The 15,399-nt window shown below is 36.7% G+C and carries 12 protein-coding genes and 1 tRNA gene; all 13 read right to left on the bottom strand.

Annotated elements, in window-relative coordinates; translation table 11 throughout:
* Window position 1 precedes the first annotated feature (1 nt).
* Entirely contained in the window at window positions 2–1,150 is a 1,149-nt protein-coding gene (locus JNUCC72_RS01215; RefSeq protein ID WP_454144109.1) for a CamS family sex pheromone protein, read from the bottom strand.
* 11 nt (window positions 1,151–1,161) lie between these two features.
* Window positions 1,162–3,189: an NAD-dependent DNA ligase LigA gene (gene ligA, locus JNUCC72_RS01210; protein ID WP_454144107.1), complete on the bottom strand. Its 2,028-nt coding sequence runs from the start codon at window positions 3,187–3,189 to the stop codon at window positions 1,162–1,164.
* A 15-nt stretch (window positions 3,190–3,204) separates the two neighbouring features.
* Window positions 3,205–5,427, bottom strand: a complete 2,223-nt coding sequence (pcrA, locus tag JNUCC72_RS01205) for a DNA helicase PcrA (protein ID WP_454144105.1) — start codon at window positions 5,425–5,427, stop codon at window positions 3,205–3,207.
* A gap of 132 nt (window positions 5,428–5,559) precedes the next feature.
* Entirely contained in the window at window positions 5,560–6,138 is a 579-nt protein-coding gene (locus tag JNUCC72_RS01200) for a xanthine phosphoribosyltransferase (RefSeq protein ID WP_454144103.1), read from the bottom strand.
* A 118-nt stretch (window positions 6,139–6,256) separates the two neighbouring features.
* The gene (gene guaB / locus JNUCC72_RS01195) at window positions 6,257–7,735 is read right to left on the bottom strand and encodes an IMP dehydrogenase (protein ID WP_454144101.1); all 1,479 of its coding nucleotides are present in this window, start codon (window positions 7,733–7,735) and stop codon (window positions 6,257–6,259) included.
* Window positions 7,736–7,868: 133 nt separating this feature from the next.
* Window positions 7,869–9,197 (bottom strand): nucleobase:cation symporter-2 family protein, encoded by a 1,329-nt coding sequence (locus JNUCC72_RS01190; RefSeq protein ID WP_454144099.1) that lies wholly within the window; start codon window positions 9,195–9,197, stop codon window positions 7,869–7,871.
* 4 nt (window positions 9,198–9,201) lie between these two features.
* The gene (locus JNUCC72_RS01185; protein WP_454144097.1) at window positions 9,202–9,780 is read right to left on the bottom strand and encodes a xanthine phosphoribosyltransferase; all 579 of its coding nucleotides are present in this window, start codon (window positions 9,778–9,780) and stop codon (window positions 9,202–9,204) included.
* A gap of 79 nt (window positions 9,781–9,859) precedes the next feature.
* Window positions 9,860–10,417, bottom strand: coding sequence for a glycoside hydrolase family 73 protein (locus JNUCC72_RS01180; RefSeq protein WP_454144095.1), 558 nt, complete (start codon window positions 10,415–10,417; stop codon window positions 9,860–9,862).
* Between the two features lie 78 nt (window positions 10,418–10,495).
* Window positions 10,496–10,696, bottom strand: coding sequence for a cold-shock protein (locus JNUCC72_RS01175; RefSeq protein ID WP_056974321.1), 201 nt, complete (start codon window positions 10,694–10,696; stop codon window positions 10,496–10,498).
* Between the two features lie 147 nt (window positions 10,697–10,843).
* A complete protein-coding gene (locus JNUCC72_RS01170) occupies window positions 10,844–11,455 on the bottom strand; it encodes an ECF transporter S component (RefSeq protein WP_454144092.1) in 612 nt (203 codons plus the stop codon).
* Window positions 11,456–11,536: 81 nt separating this feature from the next.
* A tRNA-Leu gene (locus JNUCC72_RS01165) sits at window positions 11,537–11,621 on the bottom strand.
* Between the two features lie 48 nt (window positions 11,622–11,669).
* Window positions 11,670–14,348: a calcium-translocating P-type ATPase, PMCA-type gene (locus tag JNUCC72_RS01160; protein ID WP_454144090.1), complete on the bottom strand. Its 2,679-nt coding sequence runs from the start codon at window positions 14,346–14,348 to the stop codon at window positions 11,670–11,672.
* 222 nt (window positions 14,349–14,570) lie between these two features.
* A complete protein-coding gene (nadE, locus tag JNUCC72_RS01155) occupies window positions 14,571–15,398 on the bottom strand; it encodes an NAD(+) synthase (RefSeq protein WP_454144088.1) in 828 nt (275 codons plus the stop codon).
* Window position 15,399: the final 1 nt, after the last annotated feature.

The following is a 15,399-nucleotide window of genomic DNA, read 5'->3' as shown; positions in this document are numbered from 1 at the left end:
GCTAATTTTCATTACTAAATACATGACTATAGAAATTATAATTGCTACTGTCTCGAATTACTACCGATTGAACTTCACCAACAGCCTGCACTTTAATTTCAATCGGCACATTTTTAGGTAAATATTTTTCAGCACTATTAGAAATTAACTTAGTAAAACTATTAATCTGCTGATAACCATAAAACTGTGTATTCACAGTTATAGTCATTGAATTAAGTTTACCATTTTCATAGTTACTTTTGGCAATAACCCCACTTAAGTTAGGGAAATAACCTTGCACGATAGACTTGAAGTTTTGGAAAGCTTCAAGATCTGAACTGTTAATGGCTTTTTCAGAGCTTGAAACAATTGGAAAAACTTGTGTTTGATTATCAATTGTTTGCCAATTGTTAATTGAGCTACTATCACCATTAACCGTTGTTGTGGCAAAATATGAACCACCAGTCAAACTATCAACACTTGGACGAGAATACAAAGCAATTACAATTGGAATGTTCTTAAGACCTTCTTTTTGTCGCAAGCGTTCGATAATTTTTTGAGCCATTTCTTTCCCATGTTTTTCTTGATCTTCACGAGAAATTTTTGTGCTATAAGTTGGACCATCTGTTTCTTTTTGATAGTAGTCAACAGAATTCATCGCAAGCGTTAAACTGATGCCTTGAACACTATAATTATTACCCGAACCTGTCAGATAGTTTTGTTCAAGTAGTTGTTCTAAGTAAACGGGTGTCCGCTTATCTGCATCTGTTTCAGAATTTTTAGTTGGATTAAGTCCTTCTGGATTATTCTTTTCATCATAGCGACTTAACCAATTATAAACTTCACTTTGGCTAATTTGTTGGCCTTCTTGAAAGACATACTTTTCAGTTGAGAAGGCTTGTTTTGAAATTTGAACCAAGCCTGATTCCATTCCTGTAACATCAACTGAATTAAGCATTGTTGCTGTTGCACCACGAGAAGGACTAGATTTGTAGCGTCCATCTTGGAGCAACACATTATACGTATTGTCATTGGTCGTTCCTGTGATTTGGAACGTATTTTGTACTTGAGCAGAATTATTATTCGCCAAGTTGGAATTTTGCAGATTGCCACAACCTGTCAAAACAATCATTAAAATTATGAGCTGTATAAGATATGCGATTTTCTTCAAAATACAGCCTCCTACTCTTGTAAATTAGCAATCAAGGTTGCTTCATCCATCACTTCAACACCCAAGTCTGTTGCTTTAGTGTATTTTGATCCGGCATTTTCACCATAAATCAATAAATCAGTGTTTTTTGAAACAGAAGAGGTCACATTAGCACCATAAGACTGCAAGAGCGTTGCTAATTCTTTACGTTTATAGTGAGAAAGTGTTCCTGTTATCACGATTGTTTTTTGATTGAAGAATTCATTATCACTTGCCGGTGCTTCTGGCTTAAGATAAGTCATATTGACACCTGACTCTTTTAGCTCTTCAATCAGTTTTTGTGCTTGATCTTGTTTGAAATACAATGTAATCGCATCTGCAATCACTTGACCGACCGTATCAATTTGTTGCAAGTCTTCAGAAGTAGCTTGCATCAAGTTGTCGATATTGTCATATTTTTCACAAATAATCTGAGCAACCTTTGCACCAACATTGCGAATACCTAATCCAAATAGCAATTTCTCAAGAGAATTATTGCGACTTTGGTTGATTGATTCGACTAAATTGTGCGCTGATTTTTCACCAAATTTATCTAGAACTAGTAAGTCATCTTCCTTAAGCTGATAAAGCCCTGCAACATCTTTGATAAGTTTTTTCTCAAATAATTGTTTGATAATTCGAGGGCCAAGTCCCGTAATATCCATTGCGTTACGTGACGCAAAGTGCGTAAGTTTTTCAGTAGTTTGCGCTTCACACATTGGATTAACACACCTTAAAGCCACTTCATCATTCAAGTTAACCAAAGCTGCACCACAAGATGGACAATGCGTTGGTACTTGATAAGGCTGTGAATTTGCATCCCTGTCTTCTTTCACAACACGCGAAATTTCAGGAATAATATCGCCAGCTTTATGAATGAATACAGTATCTAATACTCTCACATCTTTTTGATGGAGTAAGGTTGGGTTATGCAACGTTGCTTTTGAAACAGTTGTGCCTGCTAATTGCACAGGATCCATAATAGCAGTCGGAGTCACAACACCTGTTCTTCCTACTGTCCATTGAATATCTCGCACAACCGTTTTCGATTCTTCAGGTGCAAACTTATAAGCAATTTGCCATCTTGGCACTTTAACAGTGTTTCCAAGTTGTCGTTGATAATCAAAACGGTTAACTTTAACAACCACACCATCAATACCATAAGGTAAACTATCACGCTTTTGTTCGTATTCTTCAACGAATTTTAAGACATCATTAATCGACTGTACTTCAATCGAGTCTGGATTGGTACTTAATCCAAGCTCTGTCATTTTTTTTAGTGCGTCTACTTGTGTGGTCACTGCTTCATCAGTGGCTACCCAGTGATATAAGAACGTGCTCAAGTTACGACTTTTGGTAACAGCTGGATCAAGTTGTCGTAGTGAACCTGCTGCTGCATTTCTTGGATTAGCAAAAATTTGTTGCCCTTCTTGTTCGCGCTTCTTGTTCAAATCAGCAAACGCTTTCTTAGGCATGTAACATTCACCACGAAATTCCATTGATAATGGCTCAGGTAATGTTTTGGGAACGTCGGCAATAGTTTTGACATTGTCAGTAACATTTTCACCAATCAATCCATCTCCACGTGTTGAAGCTTGAACTAATTTACCCTCTTCATAAACAATGGAAAGCGCTAACCCGTCAATTTTTAGTTCGACATTATAAGTGACATCATCAGTTTGTAATTGCTTTTTAACACGTTTATCGAACTCAACGAGTTCATCCATAGAAAAAACATCACTCATCGAAAGCATTGGCGGATTGTGTTCTATCTTTTCAAGTTTAGTTGAAGCAGATGCACCGACTCTTTGCGTAATCGAATCTTGTGAAATAAGTTCTGGAAAACGCTTTTCGATATCTTGTAGACGGTGATAACTTTGATCATAGATATAATCTTCAACAGATGGATTATCTTCGTCATAATATTCTTGTGCCCATTGATCGAGCTTTTCACGTAACTGAACAACTTCTTCTTGTGCTTGGTGACGTGTTAGTTCAGATACTGGATGTTCAATTGTCATTATGTCATCCCTTTTTTATTTCTTCGTAATTGGTGCAAATTCAGCAAGTAAACGTTTTACACCTTGGCTTTCAAATGCGATATCTAATTCGGTGTCAGCGCCTTTACCTGTAATTTTAACAACCGTTCCTTCACCCCAAGCTTTGTGCGCAACTTTATCGCCCACTTGCCAAGGTTGTTTTTCAGCTCCAACAGCCCCTTTACTCTTTGGTGCAACGTGGCTGTGGTAAACTGGTGAATACGCTTTTCGGTGATAGTCCTTAAGTGGATTATCAGGTTGTTCTTGCACTTTTGGTTCGATTTTTTCAAGATGGTCGAATGAAATTTCTTGCACAAAACGTGATGGCATATTAGATTGACGTCTACCATAAAGTAAACGAGAATGTGCATTAGTTAAATAAAGTTGTTCTCTAGCACGTGTCACCCCAACATAAGCCAAACGACGTTCTTCCTCAAGTGAATCTTCATCGCCAAGACTTCTTGAAGATGGGAATAATCCTTCTTCCATTCCCACTAGAAAGACTACGGGGAATTCTAACCCTTTAGCAGCGTGAAGTGTCATTAATGTCACAACGTCTTCATCTTCTTCGCCTTCATCTTGGTCTGATAGTAGTGAAACATCAGCTAAGAAGTCAGTTAAACGAGATTGTTCAGTTTGAGTTTCATCATAACCTTCATCGAATTTGTTAGTTACTGATAAGAACTCATCGATATTTTCAAGTCTTGTTTGTGATTCTAGTGTGTTTTGGTCCTTCAAGTCTTGTGTATAACCACTTTGATGTAGCACTTTTTCAACAATTGATGTAATAGAATGATTGTCATGATAATCAATGAAGTCTTGCATCATGATTGAGAAAGCTTGCATTGCTTTTTGTGCTTTACTACCAATAGATGATAGTGCAACATTTTTAGCCGCTTCAAGCAAGGTCCAGTCATTTTCTGTCGCAAAGTCATTCAACTTAGCCAGTGTTCCAGGACCGATTCCACGTTTTGGCGTATTAATAATACGGTTCAAACTCATTGTGTCGCTTGGATTATCAATTAATCTTAAATAAGCGAGTAAATCTTTAATTTCTTTACGATCGTAGAACTTATGTCCACCAACAATTTTGTAAGGAATTGATGATTTCAAAAATCCCTCTTCAATCGTTCTAGATTGTGCATTTGTTCGGTATAAAATCGCATAATCACTATAATGACGTTTTTGAGATTCAACTCCCTCATTAATATTTTCTACAATAAATAATGATTCATCTAAATCGTTTTGTGCACGATAATATTTCACTTTTTCACCATCACCTTGGTCAGTCCATAGGTTCTTAGGTTTACGGTTATTATTATTTTCAATCACGCTGTTAGCTGCATTTAGAATATGGGATGTACTACGATAATTTTGTTCCAGTAAAATTGTTTTAGTATTTGCGTAATCTTGCTCAAAATTCATAATATTTTCCATGTTAGCACCACGCCAACCGTAAATACTTTGGTCAGAATCTCCAACGACACAAATATTTTGATATTTGGCACTCAATAATTTAACAATTTGGTACTGAGCTTCGTTAGTATCTTGGTATTCATCAACGTGAACATATTGGAACTTTTCTTGATAAAAATGTAATGTTTCAGGTGAAATTTTGAACAATTCAATTGTCTTCATAATCAAGTCATCAAAGTCCATTGCTTGATTATTAAATAAAGTTTTTTGGTATTGGTCATATACTTCTGAAACCACTTTTGCAAAACTATTATTAACCGTTTCTGCAAATTTTTCAGGTGTTAATAAGTCATTTTTAGCGTTACTGATTGTCCCTAAGATTGCTTTTGGATTATACAATTTAGGATCGTAGTTGCGTTCTTTTAGGATTTGCTTCACTAAAGTTTGTTGTTCTGCAGGATCTGAAATTGTAAATGATGTGGTGTAATTAATCTTAGGTGCTTCTGTTCTCAAAATACGAACACATAAGGCATGGAATGTTGAAATCCAGATGCTTTGGCCTTTTGACCCCAACAAGTCCAAAACACGTTCTTTCATTTCTCGAGCTGCCTTATTCGTAAAGGTGATAGCTAAGATATGAGAAGGATTGATATTTTTTTCATCAACTAAATATGCAATCCGACGTGTTAGTACACTTGTTTTACCACTACCGGCTCCAGCCATTACGAGCAAAGGACCTTCTGTATGTTGGACAGCTTCTTTTTGCTTGTCATTTAGTCCAGTTAAAATATCATTTTGATTCACAATTTTGCCTACTCTCATCTTGTATTTATAACGTTGCTAATACATACCAGTATAGCAAAAATCAATTATTAAATGTAGTTTTTATCACACAAAAAAAGATCACAGCCTAAAAGCTTGTGACCTTTTTTTAATTTATTCTTCGCCTAAAAAGTGAACTTTTCCACCTTCAAAAGATGAAATACGTGCAAGTGATTCCACTTGGTAACCTTGTTCATCTAACATTTTGCGACCTTTTTGGAAGCTCTTTTCAACAGAAATTCCAATTCCTGCTACTGTTGCTTCTGCTTGGTTAACTATGTCTAATAAACCTTCAACTGCTTGTCCGTTAGCCAAGAAGTCGTCGATAATTAGGACATGGTCATCAGCTGATAAGAAATCACGTGAAATAACAATTTCATTTGATGTTTGATGTGTGTATGAGAACACTGTTGCTGAGTACATGTTATCGTTCAATGTTACTGATTTTTGTTTTCTACCAAAAACAACAGGAACGTTAAAGTTGTAACCAACCATAATAGCTGGTGCAATTCCTGAAGCTTCAACTGTCAGAATCTTTGTCACTTTCTTTTCTTTAAAGCGTTCGTAAAATTCATCAGCCATTTGCTTCATCAAAACAGGGTCTAATTGTTGTTTTAAGAATGAATCAACTTCTAAAACATCATCCCCGATAACTTTTCCATCTTTAAGTAATCTATCTTTTAAAATTTTCAATGTTATTTCCTACCTTTTGAAGATCTATCTTATAAACTAAGTCTAACACAACACGAATAATAACACCACGACCGGTTTTAATGGTCGTTATTTTTATGTTATATCGGCTTTAATCGGCTTATAAGCTGTAGTTAGGGGCTTCTTTTGTGATTTGAACATCGTGAGGGTGAGATTCTTTAAGACCTGCACCAGTGATACGAACAAATTGTGCGTTGTCATGTAGTGATTGAATGTTTTCTGCACCAACATAACCCATACCTGAACGGATTCCACCTTCCATTTGGTAGATGATATCTGCAAGAGGTCCTTTGTATGCAACACGACCTTCGATTCCTTCAGGAACTAGCTTGTTAGCTTCGTTTACGCTACCTTGGAAGTAACGATCTGATGAACCATGTGTCATTGAAGCAAGACTTCCCATACCACGGTATGTTTTGAAACGACGGCCTTGGTAAATTTCAAATTCACCAGGTGATTCTTCAGTACCAGCTAACATACTACCTAGCATCACTGCATTTCCACCCGCTGCTAGCGCTTTAATAATGTCACCTGAGTATTTAATACCACCATCGGCAATAATTGTCTTGTTGTATTTTTTAGCAACATTTGCAGCATCGTAGATAGCTGTGATTTGAGGAACACCCACACCAGCAACCACACGAGTTGTACAAATTGAACCTGGACCAATACCAACTTTAACAACATCAACACCTGCTTGGTATAAAGCTTCTGTACCTTCAGCTGTTGCAACATTTCCGGCAATTAAAGTTGCTTTAGGGAATTCTTTTCTGATTTCAGCGATTTTACGTAGAACACCAGCAGAATGTCCGTGAGCAGTATCAATGATAATTGCATCAGCACCTGCATCAAGTAACGCTTGTGCACGTTCGAATGTATCACTTGTAACACCAACAGCTGCAGCAACTAATAAACGACCTTGTGCATCTTTTGCAGCATTTGGAAATTGCTTAACGTTTTCGATATCTTTGATTGTAATTAAACCACTTAAACGACCATCTGTATCAATCAATGGTAATTTTTCAATACGGTGATCTTGTAAGATTTTTTCGGCTTCTGTTAAAGATGTCCCTACCGGGGCAGTTACTAAGCCTTCTTTTGTCATGACATTATCGATTTTTTGGTTCATGTCGGTAATAAATCTTAAATCACGGTTAGTTACAATACCTGTTAATTTACGATTTTTATCATTATCAACAATTGGAACACCACTAATACGGTAACGACTCATCAATGCTTCAGCTTCGTTGATTGTACGGTCAGCTGTTAGGAAAAATGGTGCACTGATTACGCCACTTTCAGAACGTTTAACTTGTAAAACGTTGTCAGCTTGCGCTTCAATGCTCATGTTTTTGTGAATAACACCTAGTCCACCTTGGCGAGCCATAGCAACAGCCATTTTTGATTCAGTAACTGTGTCCATGCTGGCACTTAAAATTGGGACATTCAGTTTCAAATTATCCGCTAATTGTACAGATAAATCTGCATCATTTGGTAATACGTGACTTTCTCTAGGAATTAATAAAACATCGTCGAAGGTAAGCCCTTCTTTTTTAAATTTTGTGTCCCAATTTGACATTGAATAAAACCTCCATAAAATTATATTACTTTCAAATGTAATAAAAAAAAGCCAACCTGTCAACAGTTGGCCCTTTATTATGAGATAAAAGTCGTTATCTTTATTTTGTTATCATATTTATTTAAAGTCGTAATTACACTTCATCCACTGGTGGATTTTTGGCTTCAGTTGTTTCGTGATCTAAGCCTTTCTTCCCGTTGAATAATAAATTCAAAATAACAGAAGATAAAATAGCAATTACAATACCGTTACTCAATAACATTTTGAATGTTTGAGGTAAGGCATTGAAGAAGTGTGGATAAGAAGTTACACCTAATCCTAGTCCTAATGAAACAGCGACAATCAATAAGTTCTTTTCGTTATTGAAATCAACTAATTTTAGCATTTTGATTCCTTGAACAGCAACCATACCAAACATCACAAGCATTGCACCACCTAGAACAGGTGATGGAATAATCGTTGCTAGCGCACCAAATTTAGGTAAGAATCCTAACAGAATTAAGAATCCTGCAGCGTAGTAAATAGGACGTCTTGTTCTAATTCCTGATAATTGCAACAAGCCAACGTTTTGTGAAAAGGTTGTGTAAGGGAATGTGTTGAATAATCCACCCAAAATAACAGATAATCCTTCAGCACGGTAACCACGCTTCAAATCATCTTGAGATAGTTTTTGTTTAGTCACATCACTTAAAGCAAAGTAAACCCCTGTTGTTTCAACCATTGTTGTTAATAATACTAAAATCATCGTAATCGTTGAAGACCATTCAAACTTTGGCGCACCAAAGTAGAACAATTGAGGGAAGTGTAGCCAACTTGCTTCAGCAACTGGTTGTAAAGAAACTTGACCCATAAGACCTGCAAGAACAGTTCCTACTACCAAACCAATCAAAACAGCGATTGATTTGAAGAATCCTTTACCCCAAACATTGATTGCTAAAACAATAGCCACTGTTAAAAATCCAAGTAATAAGTGAGTTGGATTAGCAAAATCTTCAGCAGAAGAATTGCCCCCACCAATGTTTTGGAAAGCAACTGGCATCAATGATAATCCAATCATTGTGATTAATGTTCCGGTAACAATAGGCGGGAATAGTCTTCTGATTTTTGAAAAGACACCTGCAATTAGGAATACAAAAATTCCGGCTAAAATAATGGCCCCGTACATATACTGGATTCCGTATTCTGAACCAATCATTTTTAGCGGTTCAACGGCTTGAATTGCACACCCTAAAACAACAGGTAACCCAATCCCAAAGAATCGATTCATTTGAAGCTGTAATAGCGTTGCTAACCCACACATCAAAATATCAATTGACACTAAATAAGTCATTTGTGTTGAGTTAAAGTTTAGAGCTGTACCTACTAATAGCGGTACCAAAATTGATCCTGAGTACATCGCTAATAAATGTTGCAGTCCTAAAAGTGCTGATTTTAAATTATTGTTAAATTTGTGAGAATCCATTCTCTTAATCCTCCTCTACAAATTTAACTTCGCCGTTTTCAAATGCAGCAATACGGGCTAGTGATTCCACATGAATACCTTCATCATCTAGCATTTGGCGACCTTTTTGGAATGATTTTTCAATGACAATTCCAACACCACCAAGTGAGGCGTTAGCTTGTTCTAAAATTTCAAGCATCCCTTTAACAGCTTGACCATTAGCCAAGAAGTCATCGATTAGTAAAACATTGTCATCTTCACTTAAGAATTTTTGTGAAATTGCAATTTCGTTAGATGTTTGTTTTGTAAACGAGTAAACAGTTGCTGAATATAAGTGATCTTTTAGAGTTAGTGATTTATGTTTTCTAGCGAAAACCACTGGCACACCAAATTCATAACCAGCCATCAATGCAGGTGCAATTCCTGATGATTCAACTGTCAAAATTTTGGTGATGTTGTTATCTTTGAATAAACGGTAAAATTCTTTACCCATTTCTTTCATTAGTTCTGGATCTATTTGTTGGTTTAAAAAGCTATCAACTTTTAGTACTTCTTCCCCTAAAAGTTGGCCATCTTTTTTAATTCTTTCTTCAAGCAATTTCAAAACTCTCGTCCTACCTTCAATAAAAATTTTTCACAATAATCTTAACACGTTCTGAACATTTTTGCTATTTTTTAGCTAATCAATCGTAATTATACAAACTATAGGCCTCAATAACTGATACGATTTTATCTGCATACTCTGGATCAGTAGCGTAGCCACTCTTTTGTAATGCCAAAGACGCCTCTTTATAATTTTTTGATTTCAAAACACTATCGTACTGCTTACTATTCCAGGTTGTCCCATACAACAGTAATTTCTGGTGAGCTTTGATAGCTTGTTTATCCGAACTGTAGACCTGAAAATCTAAATTATAGGTTTTATATTCACCATTCACATATTCTTGAGTAGGTAATGTCACTTTGTTTTGAGATTGGCTACCAGCTTTGACACCAAATAGATTGTGATAGTTCTGCGCCAATTCGCTTCTACCATAGTTACTTTCTAATGCTGCTTGAGCAATAACGAAACTGTTCAAAATTGTAGTATTTTGATTAACTTCAACGACGTCTTTTGCGATACGGTCAATAAAGTCTTGCTTAACCTGTGCAGAATGATTTGTGTAATCATTTAGATAGGCACATCCTGTCAGTACACTTAATGACAAAATAAGTCCGATTAATCTGATAAACTTTTTCATAACATATTCTCCTTGTAGTTAATTAACGCCACGAAAAAGAGATAAAAAAAAAGCCCCGTCAGGGCTTTTTCTTAGCTATTAAAGTTTGTTAACGTTAACTGCTTGTGGTCCACGGTCACTTTCTTCGATATCGAAAGAAACTGATTGACCATCTTCTAAAGTTTTGTAACCTTCACTTTGGATAGCTGAGAAGTGAACGAATACGTCACTACCATCTTCACGAGTTACGAAACCGTAACCTTTTTCTGGGTTAAACCATTTTACTGTTCCATTTTCCATAATAAGAACTTCCTCCTGAAATGTAATAATGTATTTAATGCTTGGTACTGGTAGAAGAAAGTCTTACTAAAAACAATCGAACCTAATTACCACTCAAAAACTACACCTATTATACTAACATGATGACCCCGATAAGACAAGGTGATTTTACTTAATTGAGCCGAAAGCTTTACTCAATGCGCGACCCACAACTGACGTCACAATCATTGATACACCGGCTTCTGTTAAGGCATTCACACCAAGAACCGCAATCAATATCAAGAACAACGACTGACTGCCTTGAGTATTACCTAAGTACTGTGTTAAGGCTTCAGGATTGTTCATAAATACAAGCGCTGCAATTGCGATTACACCTAAGGTATTAATCAAAGCACCTAGTAATCCAGCAACACCGTATGAGATAAATTGGTTAGCTTTGAATTTATTAAGTAACACAACAGCATAACCACTAACTAATCCAGCTAGAACTCGTGGCACGATTGCAATGAACGGATTTTGGAAAAGTAATAAACTAACTGGACTTCCGGGCTGTGTGTAAGCCATGATAAAGGCAATAATTCCCCAAATCAGACCAATAATGGCACCCATTCTAGGTCCTAAAACAGCTCCTGCAATTGAAACCGTTAAGACCACTGTTGTAATAGCTGGTAACCCCGGAATAACTGTAATATACCCAAACTGTGGTACATAAGATTGAATCAAAATCAAAGCTGTAAAAACAGCAATTAAGGTTAAACTTAGTACGTTGTTTTTCTTCATTTTTTAAGTATAACTATCCTTTTCATTATTTAAAAAGCACCTCGACCAACCGAATCCAGTCAATCGCGATGCTTTTCATGATGCGGGCGAGAAGACTCGAACTTCCACGACCATAATTGGTCACAAGATCCTTAATCTTGCGCGTCTGCCATTCCGCCACGCCCGCTTACCAAAAAAGTATATCAGAATACTTTTTTTTAGGCAATATTATTTATTATTGACGTCCCATGCGACGTTGAACAAATTTTACAGCTTCCACAATGATAATCATTGCAAATCCAGCAGCAAACACAACAGCCCATTGTACTAGGTCTAGTGGTGTTACGTGGAATAATTGGTTAAATCCAGGTACAAAGATTGTAATAGCTAACATTACAAATGACACTAAGATACCTAAGTTCAACATTTTATTTGCAAATGGATTAGATTGTGCAAGTGATTGATGAACAGATTTAACGTTAAAGGCGTGGAACAACTGAATTAATCCAAGTGTCACATAAGCCATTGTTAACGCATCTGCATGTAACATATCGTAGTCGTTTACGTGTGGGCCAATATGAAGACCAATCAAATAAACACCTAATGTTAACGCACCTTCTAGAATACCTTGATAGAAGATAGCTGTTGAAACACCACCAGAGAAGAAAGTAGATTTACGTCCACGAGGTTTTTGTTTCATCACACCAGGTTCACTAGGTTCAACACCCAAAGCAATCGCTGGGAATGTGTCGGTTACTAAGTTAATCCACAATAATTGAACAGGTTTTAGAATATCCCATCCTAAAATTGTCATAAAGAATAAGGTCAATACTTCCCCTAAGTTAGCTGAAAGTAAGTATTGAATTGATTTTTGAATATTTGAGAAAACTTTACGTCCTTCACGAACAGCATGAACGATTGTTGCAAAGTTATCATCAGCAAGAACCATATCACTAGCACCTTTTGATACTTCAGTACCTGTGATACCCATACCAATACCGATATCAGCCGTTTTTAGTGATGGTGCATCATTAACACCGTCACCAGTCATCGCAACAACTTTACCACGACTTTGCCATGCTTTAACGATACGAACTTTGTGTTCAGGTGATACACGCGCATAAACAGAGAATTCTGGTACACGTTCTTTAAACTCTTCAGGTGTCATTTCATCTAGTTGCGCACCTGTAATAACACGGCTATCATCACCTGGTGTAATAATACCTAGACGACCTGCAATCGCTTCAGCTGTATCTTGGTGATCACCTGTAATCATGATTGGTGTAATACCAGCATCTTTAGCTTCTGCAATCGCTTGTTTAGCTTCTGGTCTTTCAGGGTCAATCATACCCACTAGACCAGCAAATACTAAGTCATTTTCAACCGTTTCAGTTGAAGGGTCATTTGGAATTTGGTCAACTGTCTTATAAGCCATAGCCAACACACGAAGTGCTTGCTTAGCCATTGATGTATTTGTTGCTAGAATTTCTTGTTTTTGTTCTTCAGTAATATCGGTTACTTTACCGTTTAATTGAATCTTAGTTACACGTTTTAATAATTCATCTGGTGCACCTTTAACGGCCACAAAGTAAGGGTTGCCTTCAACTTTGTGAATTGTTGACATCAATTTACGGTCAGAATCAAAAGGTACTTCTTCAACACGAGGTTCAGCTTTTAACACAGAGTTGATATTAAATTTATGATTTAATCCAAATTGAACTAAAGCTGTTTCAGTTGGATCACCAATTAACTCTGATTCGCCACCGATTTTAGTATCGTTAGCCATGTTCATAACACGTAACATTGAGTTATTAGCATCAATTTTGTCTTCAGCGCTGTGCACTTGACCATCGTAATAAACTTTTTCAACAGTCATTTGGTTCATCGTTAAAGTACCTGTCTTATCTGAAGCAATAATGTCAGTACTTCCTAATGTTTCAACAGCTGGCAATTTACGTACTAAAGCATTACGTTTTGCCATCTTTTGAGTTCCCAAAGCTAAAATAATGGTTACAATAGCTGGCAATCCTTCTGGAATAGCCGCAACAGCAAGTGAAATAGCTGTTAAGAACATGTTAGTTGCAACTGTTTGTAGTGGCAATCCTTCATGGTTAGTGAAAAGACCAATTACAAAAATTAAAGCCGCAATAATTAAAATCAAGAAAGTTAACACTTTACCTAATGAGTTTAGGTTTTCTTGAAGTGGTGTTGTTGTTTCGTCAGTATCATTCAACATACCGGCAATACGTCCAACTTCTGTTTGCATCCCAATAGCTGTTACAACACCAAGTCCACGACCTGAAGTTACGTTACTATTCATAAAACCTAAGTTAATACGATCACCAATTGGCACATCTTTGTCTTCTAGTTCCTTGTCGTTTTTATCAACTGGAACAGATTCACCAGTCAAAGCAGATTCTTCAATTTGAAGTGAGGCTGTTGATAGCCAACGAATATCTGCTGGCACAACATCTCCGGCTTCAACCGAAACAATATCTCCTACAACCACTTGATCACTTGGAACTGAAACCATTTTTCCATCGCGATAAACGTTTGCATTCGGCGTTGACATTTCTTTCAACGCTTCAATTGCTTCTTCAGCTTTTGATTCTTGGAATACACCTAGAACGGCATTGATTAGCACAACAGCTAAGATGATAATAGCATCGGCCCACTCTTGTGCAACCAAACCTGAAACAACAGCTGCAACAAGTAAAACAACAATCATAAAGTCCTTGAATTGATCAAAGAACTTTTGAAGCATTGATTTGCTTTGTTTAGATTGAAGTGTGTTTAATCCATCTTTTTCTAAACGAGCTTTTGCTTCGGCACTAGATAGCCCTTCTTTTGAGGTGTTAAGCTGCTTTTCAACTTCAGAAGCGCTTAGTGCGTAAATTCGTTTTGAATTTTCCATAATAACCCTCCGTTTTTTACTCTTAGGAACCCTAACTGAAAAAGAAAAGACTTATGCGCGAATAATCACGCATAAGTCTCACCATTCAAGATAAGTCCAGAAACAATGGTTTCAGGTTGATGAACTTACCACAGAATACTTCTGCCAGTTACTCCCTTATGTCATTAATATTATAGCGTTAATTTAAAGGTTCTGACAAGCATTATCTATTAAAATATTGTCCTACTTCCAAAAGTCATCAAAAATACTAATTGGCATATGACGCTTATGTTCAGTTTTGGCATACCAATTTTCAATGATTTCAGCATCGTGGTCACTAACTGACTTACCTTCTAAATAATCATCAATGGCATCGTAAGTTACGCCTAAAGCCACTTCATCAGCAAGTGCTGGGCGGTCTTCTTCAAGATCTGCCGTAGGTTCTTTTAGGTATAAATGTTCTGGTGCACCTAAAAATGTTAAAAGCGCTTTTCCTTGGCGTTTGTTTAATCTGAAAATTGGTGTGATATCAGCTGCACCATCACCGTATTTGGTGTAAAAACCCGTGATATTTTCAGCAGAATGATCCGTTCCAACAACTGCACCTTGGTTTTGACCTGCAATAGCATATTGCGTTGTCATTCTGACACGCGCCTTAATGTTACCTTTATTAAAATCAGAGATTTCGGTTTGGTTAGCTTCAACCGCTTTAACCAATGCATCAACGCTTTCTTTAATGTCAACACGATAAACTTGATCTGCTTTCATGAATTCAATAGCATCCATAGCATCTTGTTCGTCAGCTTGTGTACCATAAGGTAACCTCACTGCAATGAATTGGTAGGCATCATCGCCCGTTTCTTCACGCATTTCATCAATTGCCATTTGGGTTAACTTTCCAGTTAGCGTTGAATCTTGGCCACCTGAAATTCCTAATACATAGGTTTTTAAAAAAGGATGTGCTTTGAGATAATCCTTCAAAAAGTCAATCGATTTTCTAACTTCTTCTTCAACATCAATCGTTGGTTTAACTTGTTCAAATGCTACAATCTCACGTTGTTTTTCTCTCATT

Source organism: Holzapfeliella sp. JNUCC 72 (assembly GCF_053668685.1).
The sequence above is the reverse complement of the archived record's forward strand: the minus strand, read 5'-3'. Positions and strand labels throughout refer to the sequence as shown.